This window comes from Spongiactinospora rosea, from assembly GCF_003315795.1.
In the GTDB taxonomy this organism is placed as follows: Bacteria; Actinomycetota; Actinomycetes; order Streptosporangiales; family Streptosporangiaceae; genus Spongiactinospora; species Spongiactinospora rosea.
The window spans coordinates 46,482-63,628 of record NZ_QMEY01000027.1 but is presented as its reverse complement, the minus strand read 5'-3'; the positions used below and the strand labels follow the sequence as shown (position 1 = coordinate 63,628).

21 protein-coding genes and 1 pseudogene are annotated in these 17,147 nt (G+C 70.9%); 13 read left to right on the top strand and 9 right to left on the bottom strand.

The window, feature by feature from the left end; all coding sequences use genetic code 11:
- Nucleotides 1-13: 13 nt before the first annotated feature.
- Both DP939_RS37920 and DP939_RS37915 read right to left on the bottom strand, forming a co-directional pair.
- A complete protein-coding gene (locus DP939_RS37920) occupies nucleotides 14-979 on the bottom strand; it encodes a beta propeller repeat protein (RefSeq protein ID WP_113985670.1) in 966 nt (321 codons plus the stop codon).
- Nucleotides 980-1,050: 71 nt separating this feature from the next.
- The gene (locus DP939_RS37915; protein WP_113985669.1) at nucleotides 1,051-1,485 is read right to left on the bottom strand and encodes an SAM-dependent methyltransferase; all 435 of its coding nucleotides are present in this window, start codon (nucleotides 1,483-1,485) and stop codon (nucleotides 1,051-1,053) included.
- A 54-nt stretch (nucleotides 1,486-1,539) separates the two neighbouring features.
- On the opposite strand from DP939_RS37915, the gene DP939_RS37910 reads away from it, so the two are divergent.
- From DP939_RS37910 to DP939_RS48260, 3 genes and pseudogenes are all read left to right on the top strand, one after another.
- Complete coding sequence (locus DP939_RS37910; RefSeq protein ID WP_113985668.1) at nucleotides 1,540-2,196, top strand: class I SAM-dependent methyltransferase; 657 nt, start codon at nucleotides 1,540-1,542, stop codon at nucleotides 2,194-2,196.
- 77 nt (nucleotides 2,197-2,273) lie between these two features.
- Nucleotides 2,274-2,387, top strand: a pseudogene (locus DP939_RS48265) (MerR family DNA-binding transcriptional regulator); the annotation flags it as partial.
- A gap of 37 nt (nucleotides 2,388-2,424) precedes the next feature.
- Nucleotides 2,425-2,763 (top strand): hypothetical protein, encoded by a 339-nt coding sequence (locus DP939_RS48260; protein ID WP_147268300.1) that lies wholly within the window; start codon nucleotides 2,425-2,427, stop codon nucleotides 2,761-2,763.
- Nucleotides 2,764-2,773: 10 nt separating this feature from the next.
- On the opposite strand, the gene DP939_RS48255 is transcribed toward DP939_RS48260, so the two are convergent.
- The 3 genes from DP939_RS48255 to lgt all read right to left on the bottom strand — a co-directional run bounded on the left by DP939_RS48255 (nucleotide 2,774) and on the right by lgt (nucleotide 5,518).
- Nucleotides 2,774-3,934 carry a cytochrome P450 family protein gene (locus DP939_RS48255; protein WP_113985667.1) on the bottom strand — a complete coding sequence of 387 codons (1,161 nt, stop codon included), beginning with the start codon at nucleotides 3,932-3,934 and terminating at the stop codon, nucleotides 2,774-2,776.
- A 34-nt stretch (nucleotides 3,935-3,968) separates the two neighbouring features.
- On the bottom strand, nucleotides 3,969-4,601 hold the full coding sequence (locus tag DP939_RS37895; protein WP_113985666.1) for a TetR/AcrR family transcriptional regulator: 633 nt from the start codon (nucleotides 4,599-4,601) through the stop codon (nucleotides 3,969-3,971).
- 65 nt (nucleotides 4,602-4,666) lie between these two features.
- Complete coding sequence (gene lgt, locus DP939_RS37890) at nucleotides 4,667-5,518, bottom strand: prolipoprotein diacylglyceryl transferase (RefSeq protein WP_113985665.1); 852 nt, start codon at nucleotides 5,516-5,518, stop codon at nucleotides 4,667-4,669.
- Between the two features lie 71 nt (nucleotides 5,519-5,589).
- Between lgt and DP939_RS37885 the strand changes: the two genes are divergently transcribed.
- The 3 genes from DP939_RS37885 to DP939_RS47290 all read left to right on the top strand — a co-directional run bounded on the left by DP939_RS37885 (nucleotide 5,590) and on the right by DP939_RS47290 (nucleotide 8,104).
- Nucleotides 5,590-6,564 carry a threonine ammonia-lyase gene (locus DP939_RS37885; RefSeq protein WP_113985664.1) on the top strand — a complete coding sequence of 325 codons (975 nt, stop codon included), beginning with the start codon at nucleotides 5,590-5,592 and terminating at the stop codon, nucleotides 6,562-6,564.
- Between the two features lie 84 nt (nucleotides 6,565-6,648).
- Nucleotides 6,649-7,596, top strand: coding sequence for a serine hydrolase (locus DP939_RS37880; protein ID WP_113985663.1), 948 nt, complete (start codon nucleotides 6,649-6,651; stop codon nucleotides 7,594-7,596).
- A 187-nt stretch (nucleotides 7,597-7,783) separates the two neighbouring features.
- A complete protein-coding gene (locus DP939_RS47290; RefSeq protein WP_199565676.1) occupies nucleotides 7,784-8,104 on the top strand; it encodes an ArsR/SmtB family transcription factor in 321 nt (106 codons plus the stop codon).
- On the opposite strand, the gene DP939_RS37870 is transcribed toward DP939_RS47290, so the two are convergent.
- Both DP939_RS37870 and DP939_RS37865 read right to left on the bottom strand, forming a co-directional pair.
- Nucleotides 8,093-8,302: a hypothetical protein gene (locus DP939_RS37870; protein ID WP_113985661.1), complete on the bottom strand. Its 210-nt coding sequence runs from the start codon at nucleotides 8,300-8,302 to the stop codon at nucleotides 8,093-8,095. The genes DP939_RS47290 and DP939_RS37870 overlap by 12 nt on opposite strands.
- Nucleotides 8,299-9,585, bottom strand: coding sequence for an MFS transporter (locus DP939_RS37865; protein ID WP_113985660.1), 1,287 nt, complete (start codon nucleotides 9,583-9,585; stop codon nucleotides 8,299-8,301). The genes DP939_RS37870 and DP939_RS37865 overlap by 4 nt, the downstream gene beginning before the upstream one ends.
- A 341-nt stretch (nucleotides 9,586-9,926) precedes the next feature.
- Here DP939_RS37865 and DP939_RS37860 point away from each other — a divergent pair, with 341 nt between their 5' ends.
- The 5 genes from DP939_RS37860 to DP939_RS37840 all read left to right on the top strand — a co-directional run bounded on the left by DP939_RS37860 (nucleotide 9,927) and on the right by DP939_RS37840 (nucleotide 14,041).
- Nucleotides 9,927-10,118, top strand: a complete 192-nt coding sequence (locus tag DP939_RS37860) for a ferredoxin (protein ID WP_113985659.1) — start codon at nucleotides 9,927-9,929, stop codon at nucleotides 10,116-10,118.
- Nucleotides 10,119-10,124: 6 nt separating this feature from the next.
- Nucleotides 10,125-11,318: an NAD(P)/FAD-dependent oxidoreductase gene (locus DP939_RS37855; protein WP_113985658.1), complete on the top strand. Its 1,194-nt coding sequence runs from the start codon at nucleotides 10,125-10,127 to the stop codon at nucleotides 11,316-11,318.
- Nucleotides 11,319-11,323: 5 nt separating this feature from the next.
- The gene (locus DP939_RS37850) at nucleotides 11,324-12,286 is read left to right on the top strand and encodes an NHL repeat-containing protein (protein ID WP_147268299.1); all 963 of its coding nucleotides are present in this window, start codon (nucleotides 11,324-11,326) and stop codon (nucleotides 12,284-12,286) included.
- Nucleotides 12,287-12,331: 45 nt separating this feature from the next.
- A complete protein-coding gene (locus DP939_RS37845; protein ID WP_113985656.1) occupies nucleotides 12,332-13,309 on the top strand; it encodes an AraC family transcriptional regulator in 978 nt (325 codons plus the stop codon).
- Between the two features lie 156 nt (nucleotides 13,310-13,465).
- A complete protein-coding gene (locus DP939_RS37840; RefSeq protein WP_225878733.1) occupies nucleotides 13,466-14,041 on the top strand; it encodes a DUF6461 domain-containing protein in 576 nt (191 codons plus the stop codon).
- Here the strand turns inward: DP939_RS37840 and DP939_RS37835 are convergent.
- Nucleotides 14,038-14,868, bottom strand: a complete 831-nt coding sequence (locus tag DP939_RS37835; RefSeq protein WP_113985654.1) for a hypothetical protein — start codon at nucleotides 14,866-14,868, stop codon at nucleotides 14,038-14,040. The genes DP939_RS37840 and DP939_RS37835 overlap by 4 nt on opposite strands.
- Nucleotides 14,869-14,870: 2 nt before the next feature.
- A complete protein-coding gene (locus tag DP939_RS37830; protein ID WP_113985653.1) occupies nucleotides 14,871-15,794 on the bottom strand; it encodes a DNA-processing protein DprA in 924 nt (307 codons plus the stop codon).
- A 200-nt stretch (nucleotides 15,795-15,994) separates the two neighbouring features.
- Here DP939_RS37830 and DP939_RS37825 point away from each other — a divergent pair, with 200 nt between their 5' ends.
- On the top strand, nucleotides 15,995-16,423 hold the full coding sequence (locus tag DP939_RS37825; RefSeq protein ID WP_113985652.1) for a hypothetical protein: 429 nt from the start codon (nucleotides 15,995-15,997) through the stop codon (nucleotides 16,421-16,423).
- The gene (locus DP939_RS37820; protein ID WP_113985651.1) at nucleotides 16,423-17,040 is read left to right on the top strand and encodes a DUF6518 family protein; all 618 of its coding nucleotides are present in this window, start codon (nucleotides 16,423-16,425) and stop codon (nucleotides 17,038-17,040) included. Before DP939_RS37825 ends, DP939_RS37820 begins: the two co-directional genes overlap by 1 nt.
- Nucleotides 17,041-17,147 lie beyond the last annotated feature (107 nt).

Sequence of the window (17,147 nt, the reverse complement as noted above, 5' to 3'; positions counted from 1 at the left end):
GACATCTGAATATTCAGCCGATAACGCTGATTCTCCCCGCGGCCAGGAGTGTGCCGCCGGGGGTGGCCGACAGTGAGGTCAGTTCGCCGCCGGCCGGGATCGTGGTCCAGTGGCCGCTGGGGTCGCGGTGGGCGAGGGCGGAGTCGTGGCCGTTGATGTCGGTGGAGCCGACCAACCAGTGGCCGCCCTCGCCGTCGGGAACGGGAGGAATGTCACGGATCATGCGCCCCGCTGTCGTGGAGGTGTCCTCGTAGCGCCAGCCGGAACCGGCCGGGACGAGCAGGAACGACGACATCCCGATCTCTCCGGTGATCCACACTCCGGTCGGGTCGGCGGTGATGGCGGTGAGCTGTGGGCCGGGCGGGTAGGTCGAGGGCGGAATTTCCGGCAACGCCGGAGTCGGGTCGATGCGGTGCCAGTCCTCGCCGTCGAAGTGGTGCAGGCGGAGGGCGTCGTCGTCGAGAGCCCAGATGTCGGTGGCGGAACGCGCGCTGACCTGCGCGGCCCGGAACGGCAGGGGTCGCCGTGACCAGGTGGCGCCGTCGTAGTGCCAGGCCCGGTGGTCGCCGAAGACCCACACGTCGTCGGCGGCGAGGACGGCGAGATCCCCGACCATGCCGGGCGACCGGTGGACCACCGCCCAGCTACGTCCGTCCCAGCGCAGGATGCCGGTATCCCCCACGGCCCATACGTCGGCGGGGCCGGACGCGGCGACCGGGCCGATGGTGCCGTGTTCGACGGGAAGGGCGCCGCTCCTCCACCGATCGCCGTCCCAGCGGAAGGCCGTGGGGCGTTGTGGGCCGTCCGCCATCGGGATCCATGCGCTGATGCCCACGATCTTCCAGCCGAAGGCCCAGGCGTCGTGCTCGCCGGTGGCGATGACCTTTCCGAAGGCGAGCGACCTCTGGCGGGCCGCCGGTTCCCAACGGCCGTCGGTCCGGCAACGCCATACTCCGGCCGCCGTTCGTTTCCCGAACATGCCTCGGAGCGTATGACCGCCGCCGCGACGGCGCCTGAGCGGCGGTACTCACCCCTGGGCGGTCATGATGCTCAGGCGCGGGGGATGGTCAGCTCGCGAAGGGGGGTGCCGCCGTCGATGAAGAGGCGGGCGTCGGGGGTGGTGGCGGCGGCGATGCGTTGCAGCATGCGGCGTCCGGTCTCGGGGTGGCGTCCGTCCAGCGCGCCGACGCGTACGGCGAACACCAGGTCGTACGGTTCCTCCTGCGGCTGGAGGACGAAGTCCTCCCCCGCGACCTGGCGGACGCTCATCCGCCCGGCCGCGATCTCCTCCGCCGCCCCCGCCTCGGCCTGCGCGATGGCGGCGGCGGACCTGTCGATGGCCAGGATGTGCCCGCCGTCGAGCCGCATCGCCACCGCCCGCGCGGCCGCGCCGGGGCCGCATCCGATTTCGAGCACCCGGGAGCCGGGGCGGAGGGGAAGCGCGTTCACGACGGCCGCGAGGCGCGGCGAGAGACGTACCGGCATGCCAGAGAGACTAGGGCCACCGAATTGTCGGTGGCGACGGCCAGAATCGTCACCATGACCGAACTGACGTCGGCGATCACCGGCTATTGGGACGCCGCCGCCCGCACGTTCGACGACGAGCCCGACCACGGGCTGCGGGCCGATCACACGCGCGCCGCCTGGGACCGCCTGCTCCAAGAGTGGGCGCCCGCCGATCCGGCCGACGTCCTGGACGTGGGGTGCGGGACGGGCTCGCTGTCGCTGTTGCTGGCAGCGTCCGGGCATCGGGTGACCGGCGTGGACCTGGCGCCCCAGATGGTCGAACAGGCGCGGGCCAAACTCGCCGACGCCGGGCTCCCCGGACGCTTCCTGGTCGGTGACGCCGCCCTCCCGCCCACTGGCGGCCAGCGGTTCGACCTGCTGCTGTCCCGGCACCTGCTGTGGACGCTGCCCGATCCGCACGCGGCGCTGCGCGAGTGGGTCTCCCGGCTGCGCCCGGACGGCCGGCTGGTGCTGATCGAGGGCCGGTGGGGCGAGCCCGGACAGCCCGAGACTCCCTACGTGACGGGTGCCCGGACACTGCCCTGGAACGGCGGGGTCACCGCCGCCGACCTGGCCACCGCCGTGCGCCCACTCGTCAGTGACATACACGTCCAGCCGCTCGGCCACGACCCCGACCTGTGGGGCGGCCCGGTCACCGACGAACGCTATGCCCTGATCGCCCACGTCTGATGCCATCCCGCCGGAGGGCTTGACCTTGACGCTAGTGTCAGGGGCATAGCTTCCGTCGCATGCCCATGGAATCGGAGATGAGGATCGGCGAACTCGCCCGGCGTACCGGCGTCAGTGCCCGGTCGTTGCGTTACTACGAGCAGCAGGGGCTGTTGTCGCCCGGCCGGGACGAGAACGGCTACCGGGAGTACGAGCGGTTCGGACAGAATCGGCCCGTACCGCACCCTTGTGCTGGCCTTCGCCGGATATGCGGTCTTCCTCGTCGCGACCGCGGCGGTGGCGTGGGCCGGAGGGATGCCCATCGCCGTCCTCGGCGCGGCGGCGGTCCTGCTGGCGCTGGCCGGATGGGCGGTCAACCCGCCGTTGCAGTCGATGATGTTCACGCTGGCGCCCGGGGCCGCCGGACCGGCGATGGCGCTGGCCACCTGCGCGATGTTCGTCGGGGCCTCGCTCGGCGGGGTGCTGGGCGGCGTGTTGCTGGCCACCGTGGGCGCGGCGGCGATCCCGCTGGCGGGCGGCCTGCTGGTACTGGCCGCCGTGCCGATCCTGCCGCGCGTCCGCCGCTGACGCCCGCTCGTCAGGCGGGCGGGGAGGTACGGACCGGCAGGCCGGTGAGCGCCCGCTTCATGCCCGGCTGCCAGCCGGCCTCCCCGGCCAGGGTGAGCCCGGGGAACCGGTCGAACAGGCCGGTCAGCGCGATCTGCGCCTCCGCGCGGGCCAGCGCCGCGCCCAGGCAGTAGTGGATGCCGTGGCCGAAGCCGAGATGGGCGTTGTCGGGGCGGTGCGGGTCGAGCAGTCCGGGCCGGTCGAAGCGGCGGGGGTCGCGGTTGGCCGCCGCGTACACCACCTGCACGGCCTCCCCCGCCGGAATCGCGGTGCCGCCGAGGTCCACCGGCTCAAGGGTGTACCGCATGACGGCGATCTCGGCGGGCCCGCTGAACCGCAGGAACTCCTCCACCGCCGCCTCGACGTCGTCGATCCGGAGGCCGCGGGTCAGGATCAGCCGGACGCTCTGGCTGATCAGGCCCACGGTGGTCTCGTGCCCGGCGATCAGGATGCTGATGGAGAGCGAGATCAGTTCCTCGTCGCTGAGCCGGTCGCCGTCGTCCTCGCGTACCTTGACCAGGCCGGACAGCAGGTCGTCACCGGGCGCGCGCCGCTTGGCGGCGATCAGGTCGCGCATGTAGCCGACCAGGCCCCTGGCCCCTTCGGCGATCCGGTCCAGGTCGGGCGCGCCGAGGCCGGCGGTCCAGGTGCGCCAGGTGTCGCGGTCGCCGGCGGGTACGCCGAGCAGTTCGCAGATGACCTCGATGGGCAGCGGGTAGGCGTACCGCTCGATCAGGTCGAACTCCTCCGGCAGGCCCGCCAGCAGCGCGTCGGTGATCTCCTGGATGCGCGGGCGCAGCCGCTCCACCCGGCGGGCGGTGAACTCGCGGGAGACCAGGCGGCGCAGGCGGGTGTGGTCGGGCGGGTCGTACGCGCCGAGGGTGTGCAGCAGGTACGGCGCGACGTCCTCGGGCAGGCCGATCGCCGCGGCGAGGTCGATCTTGCGCTGTTTGGTGATGTCGCTGCTGAAACGGGGGTCGGTCAGCACCGTGACGCTCTCCGGGTAACCGGTGACCAGCCAGATGGGGGTGCCGTCCACGTAGGTGCCGCGGCTGACCGGGCCGTCCTCGGCCAGGCCGGTCAGGTACGCGTCACGGTCGGGGGCGGTCAGCAGACCGGCGATTTCGCTCATGCTCACTCCAGAAGAACTCGCTGCCAATGGAAGTTCAGCGCTGGTCGCGCTCTTTGCGGACCGCGTCCCATGCGGTCAGGGCGCGGTCGTCGGCGAACACGCCTCTGGTGAAGATCTCGATGGCGGCCCGGGAGTACTGCAGGGTGGCGTCGGTGCCGTGCAGGTCGGTCACGCCCAGCGCCCTGGACAGGTGCTCGCCGAAGGTCAGCGGGGCCAGCAGCCAGGTCACGTAGATGGCCGCCCGCGCCCGCGGGTCGTCGGCGGGCTGCGCCCATCCCTCGCGTACGCCCTGGTCCAGCCAGCGCCCGGTGGCCTCGACGATCTCGTCGAACAGCGCGGCGGCCTCCGGCGTGCCGTCCAGGAAGGCGCGGGCCAGGTAACGGCGTACGGCGGTGCCCGCTTCCAGCAGCGCGCCCAGGGCGGGCGCGTCGTTCAGCGCCTCCAGGCCGGGACCGCCGCGGACCAGCGAGATCACGTACCCGTCGCACTCCCTGCGCAGGCCCTCCTTGCTGCCGAAATGGTGCAGCACCAGCGCATGGGACACCCCGGCCCGCGCGGCGACCGCCCGCAGGCTGACCCGCCCGACCCCCTCGGCGCCGAACAGCTCCAGCGCCGCGTTCCTGATCCGGGCCCGCGCGGTGAGGTCATCGTTGTTGTCTGACCGCATGGTCAGTACACTAACCAATTGGTCAGCCCTACGGCAAGCGAGTACTCCGGCCCCGCCCTTCGCGTTTACGCGGGGACCTGTTCGGCGTCCTTCGGTTCGGGGGCGGACCTGCGGCCGGCCAGGTAGATGTAGGCCACCGCGCCGAGGAAGAGGGCGATCGAGGTCCACTGGTTGAGCCGCATGCCGAAGATGACGTTGGCCGGATCGACCCGCATGCCCTCGATCCAGAACCGGCCCAGGGTGTAGCCCGCCACGTACATGGCGAAGAGGCGGCCGTGCCGCAACTGGAAGCGGCGACCGGCCCAGACCAGGACCAGCGTCAGCCCGAGGTTCCACAGCGACTCGTACAGGAACGTGGGGTGATAGGTGGTGACGCCCGGCACGGTGCCCGGGCGGCCCGCCTCGATCACCAGGCCCCACGGCAGATCGGTGGGGCCGCCGAACAGCTCCTGGTTGAAGTAGTTGCACCAGCGGGCGATGGCCTGGCCGAGCGCGACCGCGGGCGCGACCGTGTCGGCGACCTCGCTCACCGCGATGCCGCGCCGCCGGCAGGCGATCCACACGCCCACCGCGCCCAGCGCGACGGCCCCCCAGATGCCCAGCCCCCGCCAGCCCGGCCCGGCATCGCTCCAGATCAGGATGGTGTCGATGGGGCGATGGGGGGCGTTCGGGCCGAAGTACAACTGCCAGTCGGTGATGACGTGGTACAGCCGCCCGCCCACGATCCCGAACGGCACTCCCCAGACCGCCAGATCGACCATGGTCCCCGGTGTTCCGCCACGGGCCCGCCAGCGGTACTCCGCGAAGGCGACGGCCACGACGATGCCGAGCATGACGCAAAGGGTGTAGCCGCGGATGGGAATCCACCCGAGGTGCCATACCTCTGCGGGCGGCGGGGGAATCACGGCAAGCGACATGGCAGGCAATCTAATTCAATTCCCTGATGAATAGGGGCTCCATCCGCGTACGGCGGCTAGGCTGCTGAGCCATGCCGGAAACGCGTCTGGACATCGACCGGATCCGGGCGGCCCGCCGGGTGATCGACCCGGTTTTCCTGAACAGCCCGCTGTACCGCTGCGAGGCGCTGGAACCCGCACTCGGATGCGCGGTGAACATCAAGCTCGAAACGGCGAATCCGGTGCGCAGTTTCAAGGGCCGCGGCACCGAACTGGTCGCGAGCCTGCTCGCCGACGACGGCCAAGGGGCCGTGGTGTGCGCCAGCGCGGGCAACCTCGGCCAGGCCCTCGCCTGGTCCGGGCGCGGACGGGGGCTCGACGTCACCGTCGTGGCCTCCCGCCACGCGCCCGCGGCCAAGCTCGATCGCATCCGCGCCCTGGACGCCAGGCTGGAACTGGTGGACGGCGACTTCGACATGGCCCGCGAGCGGGCGGCGGCCATCGCCCGGCGCGACGGCGTACGGCTGGTCGAGGACAGCCTGGACATCGAGACCTGCGAGGGCGCGGCGACCATCGGCCTGGAACTGGCGGACGCCGTGCCGTCGTTCGACGCCGTGCTGATCGCGCTCGGCGGCGGCGCGATGGCCACCGGCGTGGGGCATGTGCTGAAGACCCTGGCCCCCGGGGTCGAGGTGATCTGCGTACAGCCGCTGGGCGCACCGGCCATGACGTACTCCTGGCACCGCCGGCGCGTGGTCACCACCGACTCGACCGACACCATCGCCGACGGCGTCGCCGGGCGGTGCCCCATCCCGGACGTCCTCGCGGACCTGCTGCTGGTCGCCGACGACGCCGTCCTGGTCAGGGAGGAGTCGATCATCGCCGGCATGCGGATGCTCCTCGGCCACGCGGGCCTCGTCGCCGAACCTTCGGCGGCGCTCGGCATCGCGGCGATCCTCGAAGACCGCGCCCGTTTCGCGGGGCGGCGGGTGGCCACCATCGTGTGCGGCGGCAACGTCGACATGGACGCCTACCTGCGCTGGGTGGACGCGGCCCCCGGCACCTGATCCCGGCCCGGGCAGGCGCATCGCCGCCCCCGGCTTGCGATACTCCGCTAATCCGGAATTTCGATTTTATGGTTAAATCGTGGCATGCAGACCATCCTGAGCATGCTGCTGACCGCCGCCGTGGCCACCCCGGCGACCGTTACCGCCCCCGCTGATCTGAAGGACGTCGAGTCCGTGCTCGCCTACATCCGCGCCCACCCGGGTGACGTCGCGCTGGTGACGAAGGGCATCAGCCACAACGCCGACCGGCTCACGTCCGTGGCCTCGGCCATCAAGATCACCCACCTCGCCGCCTACGTGGACGCCGTGCGCAAGGGCAAGGTCAAGCCCGGCGAACGCGTGCCCGTGGCCCGCTGGAACGCCTACCACCTGCCCGGCACGGACGGCGGGGCGCACGAGGCGGCGCTCAAGCGGCTCAAGCCCGGCGCGAACGTGACGCTCGACCAGGTCGTCTCCGCGATGATCGAGGAGAGCGACAACGCCGCCGCCGACCTGGTGCGCGACCGCCTCGGGCCCGCCGCGCTGCAGAAGTTCGCGCGGACCCCGGTCGGCACGATCAACGGCGAGATGCTTCACGGGTTCGGCGGCTGCGCGCTGCCCGCCGACGCCTGCCTGCAGAACTACGTCAAGGCCGGTAAGCCGGTCCAGCTCAAGCTCCCCGCCATCGAGGAGCAGGCCGCCTGGGCCACCAAGGTGACCCACATCAAGCCCGGCGTACTTCGCGCGGTGCTCAGCGACCTCCAGAAGGACAAGATGGCGCGAAGGCACCTGGAGTGGCCGATGCGCCAGCCCGGCGCCGACCCCGACACGCTGCGCATCGGCACGAAGGGGGGCGCGCTGCCCGGCGTGATCAGCGAGGCCATGTACACCGTCCAGCCTGGGGAGAAGCCGCGCGAGACGGTACTCGTACTGCGGCGCCTGCCGACATCGACTTGGCTGTCGGGGCTGCGCAGCTATGCTCATCAGCAGTTCATTGTGCGGATGGCGACCGATTCGGCGTTCTTCGCGAAGGTTCGTGCAGCATTGAAGTGAGGCGACGCTGAGCAGTGCCGACGACCGGCTGGAGAGCCTTGAGGCGCGGGTCGCCGCCCTTGAGGCGGCGCTCGACGCGCCCAAGCCGACAGCGGCCGGCGACGGCACGGGTCTGATCACCTACGGCGGTCAGGCCAGCCTCGGCGGGTACGAGTGGCTGTGGGAAGTGCGGCGCAGCCCCGGGTGGTTGCTGCGGCAGCCGTCGGGGCCGCTGGCCGCGGTACTGGCCGCCGCCGGGCACCCGGCGCGCTTCCAGATCCTGCAGTCACTGGTCGCCGGGCCCAAACCGGTGGCGGATCTGCAGACGGAGCTGGCCCTGGCCTCTCCCGGCCGGCTCTACCACCACCTCAAGACGCTGGCCTCGGCCGGGCTGGTCGAACAGCCCGAGCGCGGGGTCTATCGGGTGCCGGCGCACGCGATCTTCCCGGTGCTGGCCCTCGCCGCCGCCGCGATCGACGTCGCCCAGGGCGCCACCCCACCGCCCCACCCCCGCGACCTACCCGGCTGAGCCCGCCGGGCCACCACCGCCCTCGATGGACCGCCGGACACGTCCGGCGAAGCCCAGTACGGCGGTCGCCGCGGCGGCCGGATCACCGGACGGCAGCGCCGGAAACTCGATGTCCGACTCCAGCCAGTCCGCCGCGAAGCTCGGCGAACCACAGCTCCCAGCGCGTGCGCTGGGCTCGTCGTGGACGGGGGCGTTCATTCGGACACCCGCTGGGGCCTGACCCGGAGTACGGTGAGCGACCCGAGGAACGCGAACACGCCGCCCACGATGAAGAGCGCGGGATACCCGCCGAGCCGCTCCACCGCCAGCGCGGCGAAGAAGGGCGCGACGACCTGGGGGGCGTTCAGGGCGATGTGGAAGACGCCCAGGTCACGGCCGGCGTCACCGGTCTTGGGCAGCACGATGGTGGCCAGGGAGAGGTCCACGCCGAGGAACGCGCCGAGGGCGAATCCGCTCAGCCCCGCCTGGACGAGGAACATGGTCCAGCTCGGGGAGAACAGGGGCAGCACGATCGAGGCCGCCAGCAGCAGCGACGAGGTCAGCACGAAGCCCCGGTGCCTGCCCACCCGGTCCACCAGCGGCCCGGAGATCAGGGTGGCGACGGTGAGGAAGGCGATGCTGATCGTCTGGGAGGTCGCCACCGCGGAGGCGGGCGCGAGCCCGTCCGGCAGCACGATGTGATCTTGCAGGATGTACAGGCTGAACCCGAAGACGGTGTTGTAGCCCAGGTAGATGACGGCCCGGGAGATGAACACCCACCGGTAGTCACGGTCGCGCAGGCTGCTGAACATCGCCATGAACTGCCGCCCCATGGGCGGGCGCGCCTGGCCCGGATCGTCCAGAGCGGCGCCGGAGCGGTCGCGGATGAGCACCGCGGAGATGACGGACGCGATCAGGAAGAGGCCGCCGAGGAGCGCGTACGCGACCATGACGGAGTCGACCAGGGCCGCGCCCAGCTGGACGCCGATGACGCCGCCCACGGGAACGCCGACGCCCTGCACGGTGCTGGCGAGGCCATGCCGCCTGGCCGGGATGCCTTCCGGAATCGTGGCCAGGATGATGTTGAGGCCGACGTTGATCGTGGCCTGGACCAGGAACCAGCCGATCATCAGGCCGGTCACGCCGGAGACCGCCCCGGTGAGCACGAGCGCGGCCGCGGTCGCGACGCCGCCACCGAGGATCCAGGGTGATCGACGCCCCCAGCGCGTCCGCGTGCGGTCCGACATCAGTCCCACCAGCGGCGGTATGCCGAACGAGGCGATCGCGCTCACGCCGTTGACCAGGGCCAGGGCGGCGACGGCGCCGTCCCCGGCGGCCTCCCGCACCTGCGAGGGCAGCAGCACGGTGATGGCGGCGACGTTGGCGGCGTAGCCGAAGACGTTCACCAGGAACATCGCGGCGAGGAGGGACCCGACGCGCCCGTGGCGCGGGGTATCGGCGGTGTTCTCGGTGCGGGGTGCGGGGGCGGGCAAGGCGGTCATGCGCGTTCCTCTATTCTCACGGCACGGCTCTGAGCCGGGCGTGCCGATGAGGGCCGCCGCTCAGACGTGGTGATCGCGCACGAGCCGTTGATCGCTTCCCCCGAGGCCGGCGTCGGCGCGCTCACAGTACGTGAGCATCGATCCTGCGGCCAACGGAATCCAGCAAATGTCATTAAAGTACCGGAACTGGTCAAAAGCGGCGTGGCCGCCGCACGTACGGCTCGGCGATCGTGGTTGCGATGACATCGCGCACGATGCTCATCCGTGCTGGACAGGAGCCTGCATCAACGTTCCGCGGGCGTCGCGCTCCGGGATCGTGGGCGCATGGAGAGGGATTCGATATGGAAGTCACCGTCAGTAAACCGGCCTGTGTGGGCGCGGGTCAGTGTGCCCTGGTCGCCGAGGATCTCTTCGACCAGGATGACGACGGCATCGTGATCATGCTCAAGAGCGAGATCGGCCCCGCCGACGAGGCCGCCGCGCGGCGGGCCGCCGCGTTGTGCCCGTCGCACGCCATCAAGCTCGCCGAGTAGCGCGGTATGGACTCCGGTACGCGGTCGGACGTGCTCATCGTGGGCGCGTCGGTGGCGGGGCTGAGCACGGCCCGGGCGCTGCGCGACGAGGGCTTCGCCGGCACGATCACCATGGTCGGCGAGGAGGACGCGCTGCCGTACGACCGGCCGCCGCTGTCCAAGCGGATCCTGACCGGCGAGTGGGCGGCCGGGGAGTCCGCGTTGTGCACCCAGGCGGACCTGGACCGGCTCGGGATCCGGCTGCTGCGGGGTACGGCGGCGGCGGCCCTCGATCCCGCCGGGCGGGTGGTGACCACGGCGTCCGGCGATGACCTGCGCTACGGCACCCTCGTGGTGACCACCGGGGTGTCGGCGCGCCGCCCGGCGTACGGCGCGGGCCTCGGCGGGGTGCACCTGCTGCGTACGCGGGCCGACGCCATCGCCCTGCGGGCCGGCCTCGCCACGGCCCGGCGTGCCGTCGTGGCCGGGGCGGGCGTGCTGGGCTCGGAGATCGCCGCCGGGCTGCGCGAACGCGGCGTCGCGGTGACCCTCGCCGGACGGTCCCGGCACCTGCGCCTCGGTCTGGCGGGCGCGCTGCTGTCGCCGCTCATCGCGCGGCTGCACCGGGCGAACGGCGTCGAGCTGCGGCTCGGCGAGGAGGTCATCGGGCTGCGCGGCGATGACCGGGTGACGGCCGCGGTGCTGTCCGGCGGCGATGTCGTCGAGACGGACCTGGTGGTCGCGGCCATCGGCTGCGTCCCGAACACCGGGTGGCTCGCGTCGAGTGGGCTCGACGTGTCCGACGGGATCGTCTGCGACTTCGCGGGACGTGCCGCGCCGGGCGTCTTCGCCGCGGGCGATGTCGCGGCCTGGACCGATCCGCGCACGGGCGTCCCGGTCCGGGTCGAACACCAGCTCAACGCCGCCGAACAGGCGCGGCTCGTGGCCCGGACCATCGCGACGGGAGCCGTGCCCGCCGCGCCGCCGGTGCCGTTCTTCTGGTCGGACCTGTACGGGACCAAGATCCAGGTGTACGGGCACGGCGGCGGTACCTCGCTCGACACCATCGCGGGCGACCCGGAATCGGGGCGGTTCGTCGCCGCCGTCCAGCGGGACGGAATCGTCACCGCGGTCGTCGGCTGGAACATGCCGCGCGACTTTCGCACCGCCCGGGTCCATGTCGGGCGGCCGGCACAACTCGTTGACTTGAAGGGAAGGTGACGGCCGTGACGGACGGCGAGCGCTGGGACACCCTTCCGCCCGGGGTGCCGGGGAGCCTGGAATGGTCGCATTCCGGCATCGCGCTGGACTCGGAGGGGAACCTGTACTGGGCGCACCCCGGCGGCGGGGCGCTGCTGGTCCGGCGGGCGCCGGACGGCGACGTCGAGCGGATCGAGGTGCCGCTACTGGAAATCCACGGGATCACCTACGATCCGAGCGGCGGCGGTGCGCTGTGGCTGGCCGACCCCGGTTTCAAGGCGCGCCCGCCGGACTACGATTTCGAGGCCAGGCAGGGGTGTGCGGGCCGGTTCGACCTCGCGACGCGCGAGTTCACCGCGTTGCGCCCGCCGTCGCATCCGGCGTACGCGGGCGATTCCTGGCGGCCCACGTCGATCGCGATCAACGGCCCCGCCGTTTACGTCGCGGACGGCTATGGCGCGAGCCTCGTCCACATCTACGGCGAGCGCGGCCATGAGAAGACCATCGACGGCACCGAGTCGGGAAAGGCGTTCGCGTGCCCGCACGGCGTGGCGATCGCCGAATCGGAGCGCGGCCCGGAACTGGTCGTGGCCGACCGGGTCAACCGGCGGCTGATGACCTTCGGCCCGGACGGCGACCATCGCGGGAGTTTCACCGACGCCCGGTTGCGGGCCCCGAGCTGCCTCGCCGTACGCGGGGGCGAACTCATCGTCACCGACCTCGACGGGGCGCTGACCGCGGTGGATCTGGAGAGGGGCGCGCTGCGGCACATCATCCCGTTCCCCGCCGCCGGGAAACGCGAGGGCTGGCCGAACGATCGGCGCGGTGACACACTGAAGCGCCCCGAGCTGGTGGCGGGAACGCTGAACAGCCCGCACGGGGTGACGGTCGGGCCGGACGGCTCGATCTATCTCACCGAGTACGTCATCGGCGGCCGGGAGGTACGCCTGACGCCACGACAAGCGGAAACGCCTCCGCGGCTACGCTGAGTGGTGAACACGGGGCCCGGCTGCGCGAGAGAGAGAACACCGCCGATGCGCATCCTCTACGAACACCTCGAACCGGAGTTCCCGGTGAACTGGCGCTACACGCGGTTCCGGGAGCACCGGCTGGAGGCGTACTGGCATTTCCATCCCGAATACGAGCTGACGTACATCATGCACGGGACCGGCACCCGGCTCGCCGGTAATTCCGTGGAGGAGTACCGGCCGGGAGACCTCGCGCTGTTCGGCCCTGATCTGCCGCACACGTATGTGACGACGCCGGAGAGCGAGCCGATCGAGGCGATCGTCGTCCACTTCGCCCGGGATTTCCTCGGGCCGGAGTTCTTCGGCTCGCCGGTGTTCGGGAACGTGCGGCGGATGCTCGACGACGCCCTGCGCGGCATCCGCTTTCCCGGCGCGCTGCCGCCGCTCGAAGACCTGAGCAGGCTCGCGCCCCCGGAGCGGACGGTCGAACTGCTGCGCATCCTCGTCACGCTGAGCCGGGAGCCCTACATCCTGCTGGCGACGGGCCGGAGCCCGTCGGTTCTCCATCAGGGCGCGGCGGTGCGGATCCAGGCCATGATGAAGGCGATCCATTCCGGTTACACGGCGCGGTTGACGCTGGAGGACATCGCGGCGGCGGCGCACATGCACGCCAGTGCCGCCAGCCGGTTGTTCGCCCGGAGTACCGGTTTCACCGTCTCGCACTATGTGAACCTCGTCCGCGTCAACCGGGCGTGCCAGTTGCTGCGGGACACGGATCGCTCGGTGTCCACGGTCGCCGCGGATTCCGGTTTCGCCAACCTCTCCAATTTCAACCGGCGTTTCCGCGAACTCAAGAGGATGTCGCCCCGCGAGTACCGGGCGAACTTCCGGGTCGAACTGGAGGCGGCGGACGTCACCGACCTCGGCGACGTCCGCCGCCACCGCGCCGGCGGCCGCCGGAACCGTGCCCTACGGCAGTCCGAGCAGGGCGGCCGTCCGGTCGTGGACGAGACGGGCGAGGTCGGCGTCCACGGCCGCCCGTGAGTGCGTCGCGGAGGCGCGGCCGGCGAAGAACCCCCCGCCCGGCCCAGGTCCGGGCCGCCACGCCGGCTCATCGTGAAAAGCGATGGTCTCCGATCAAGTAGATCGCGGTCTGCGATGGGCATCTGATTGTCGGTGGCCGCTGGCAGCATGACGACCATGACCATGCAGCCCCCCGACGTCTCCTGGCTCTGCGGCGAATACTCCGAGGACCACTACTCCTTCATCTACGTTCGTGCCACACCGGAAGAGGTGGTCGCCCGCCTCGGCGGTCACTGGGCGGGCTTCCAGCCGGGCCCCTTCCCCGACGACCCGGACGACGACTACCCGGACCGTGACGGGCCACTGGGCGTCACCGCGATCGGCGACTGGACGTTCGTCTTCGACACCGACTGGCTCGGCACCGACCCCAACGTGATCAGGAAACTCTCCAAGGGCACCCGCCTGGTCTCCCAGGCCGCCCTCGGCGTCAAGTGCATCGACTACTTCTACTGGTGCGAGGACGGCGAGATCAGGTTCTGCTTCGAGCACGACGAGGGATACCCGATGGACCCTCCGGCCGAACTCGCGCCCACGATGGCCGAGATCGACCGGCTCTACCCACCGCTCGTCCGCCCCCATGACGGCCCCGCCTTCCTGCTCGTCGAGCACCTGACCGGGATCAGGCCGACAGAACGGCTGTTGAAGGGCTCCACATTGATGTGGGGGGTCGTCCCAGAGCCGGCCAGGCCCTAGTGGATTCCTTGGTCGCCCGCAGTGGTCGGATCGCAGAGGCAGCAGCGGGCGAAGGAGAACGGCCGCGCGCCGGCCTCCTGCCAGATGTTCGTCCTGTTCGCATGCCAGGGCGCCGGGACGATCAGCCTGAGGATGACGAGGGCGACCACCTCCTCGGCTCCGGCTTCGAGGAGTGCCGACGCGGCGCTCTGCACATGGGCGCCCGACACGAACAGGTCGTCCACCAGGAGCACCCGTTCGCCGCTGAGGGCTTGGCCGCCCTCCGGCACGCCCATGGTCCGGAAGGCGTTCGGGTGTGATCGGCGCCTGGTGAGCACCCTGGCGTGCGTCTCATCGGCCAGCAGCAGCGGCTTGTACAGGTGCTTCAGCGCGTCGACCATGCCGACGACCCGCGGCATGATGTGGAACGCCTGGGCCGGGCGGTCAAGCCGGGTGCTCGGGATCGTGGTGACCATGGTGAACGGGCCTCCGGCCAGCCCGGTGAGGCATGCCTTGTGAGCCTCGTAAAAGCGGGACAGGGTGGCCGCCATCAAGTTGTCCGGCCTCATTGGTCGTCCGCCGCGGGGGATGGCCTCCTTGCGAGCCACCATTCTGAAGAGCTGATTGTCGTCGCCCTTCTCGACGGCCAGCGAGATCGACACCACGGGCTCCACATGCCGGCGAACGTGCTTCGTGGTGCGATCACAGCTTGAGCAGACCTCGTAGGGCTCGCCGTTGGGCCTGTCGTTGGGCCCGGCGAAGCAGATCCGGCAGACGCCGGGGCGTACCGCCGGAACGTTCCTGAAAAGTGAAATGACCGAGTCGGTGAGCGCCTTGGCGTCACCCATGATCAGAACATGGTCGGTTGGGAGCTCATATCTACGAGATTGACCGCCGGCTTGCAGAAGTCGTCAATGTCCTGGACGACAGTGATGCCTCCCCGGAAACCGGCCTGGGCGACCCACGGTTGTTCCTGGTGAAGCCGCTGAGGTACGAATACGGGCTTGCCCGTCTTGAGGGAGTTCGTCACATGCGGCGAGCTGAAACCGCCGCTTCGGCCGTCGACCACATAGGTAATGGCGGCTAATCCGCAGGTCACAATGCAGGTGAGCGCTACCGTCCGCTCGGTGGAGACGGTATCGGGCCAGAATTGCGAGACCAGTGCGCCGTGCTCGACTACCCGCCGGGCCACACTCGCGTACCGGCCGCCTGTCGTACGCTCGCCCATTCCGCCGTCCAGCACTCCCACCGTGCGGCCACCGGCGGCGATGGCGCTCTCGTGGACGGCCGCATCGAGCCGGGTGCGCAGTGGCGCGACCACGGTCAATCCCGCCTCCGCGACGGCGCGGGCGACGGCGGCGGCGTGATCGCGATCGTCCTCGCCGACGATGGCGACGGACCGATCGTCCGTGAAGGCCGGGTGGCCGTGCGTCCACAGGAACGGCTGGTAGTCGTTCGTCCAGAACATGTTGCCGGGGTAGGCGTCGTCCAGCACGGTGATGAGCCGGTGGCCGTGCGACCGCATGGCGGCGATGAGGTCGCGCGCCCAGGCCACGTCGCCGTGCTGGAGCCTGCCCCGGATGGCCGCTACGTGAGCTTTGTCGTCGTCGTCCAGTGCGTCCAGTGCGTCCAGTTCGCTCGGTTCGCCATCGAGGAGTCTCAGGGCGCTGCCGGCCATGGCGATGGCTCGGGCGGTGTGGTGCCAGGGCCGGTCGCGGGTGGCCTTGGTGAGAGCGAGCACCGCCGCCCTTTCGTCACTTGTGCTCATGGTCATCACCGTCTCGACCCCGGGAGGCGCGTAGCATGAGCGCCCATAGTGCCGGTGTTCACGGGGCGGCACACCGCGATCGGCTCAGGACGGCCATGCCGATCCGGGCTTTGACAACTCGCCGGGGCAGTGCATACGAGGCGTGGGGGATGGATGTGGCGAGTTTAGGAATGGGACGTGAGGATGACAGGTCGCATATAGGCGACATGATCGGAGAACTCCTTACCTTTTGGACGTTCGGTCCTGACGCCTACGCGTCCGAGCACAATCGGCGCTATCACCCGCTCAAGCTCGTCATCTGGACGGTGGTGGCGGTCGGTGTGTCGGCTGTCGTGACGGCCGTGCGGCTCGCGTTGTCCGGGGAGCCGAGGGCGGGGTGGGCCGTGGCGTTGTTCCCGCTGGTGCTGCCGCTCACCGGGGCCGTGGCGCACAAGCCGCCCCGGTACGTCCCCGGCCTGGTCGCGGGGGTGTCGGCGGGGCTCGTCACGGCGTTGCTGCTCGGGATCGACCTCGGTACGTCGCTCAGCTCGTTCTGGTCCGGCTTCGCGGCGATGTGCGCCGGGTTCCTGGCCTGCTCGGTGGTGTTCTCCGCCGTCACCTGGCCACGGCCCACGCCACCGGAGGAGGGACCGTGATGTCGGCGCCGTCGCGGAACGCGGTTCCCGCGACGTGGGTGCTGATGGCCGTGGCCACGGCCGGGGGGCTGCTTCTCGGGCCCGTCGACCTGCTGGGCCAGGTGACGCTGCCTTACCCGTGGGCCAACCTCGCGAACTCCCCGGCCGTGTGGGCCGTCGCCGCGTTCGCCGTGGGCGCGTGGGGCGTCGAGGGCCTGGTGCGGGTGTCCGTGGCCGGGGCGCTTCTGCTCGTACTCGCCGTGGAGGGCTACTACGCCTCGGCCGTCGTCTTTCTCGGCGATGACAGCGCCACGTTCTACAGCCCGGTGGCCTTCATCTGGATGGGCTTCGGCGTCGTGGCGGGCGTCGTCTTCGGCATCGCCGGGGCCTGGTACCGCAGCAGCCGCAGGTGGCAGGCGAACATCGGGCTCGCCGCGCTGGGCGGGGTGTTCATCGCCGAGGCGCTGAAGAACGTACTGTCGGGGACGTTCGGGTGGTCCACGGCGCTGATCCTCACGGCGGTCGCGTTGCTGGTGCCCCTCGCGCTGGGGCGTACGCACCGCCATCGGCTGGAAAGCCTCGCGCTGGTCGTACCGCTCGCCCTGGTCGGAGTCGTCGGCTACCTCATCGCGATGTGACCCGTTCATCCGCACTGGTGGAGTTCCAGCACCTCATAGCCGTCGGGTGACTCCTGGACTCTGCCGAGCCCCCGGCGGATCCGCATCGGGATCGTCCTCCGGGGCCT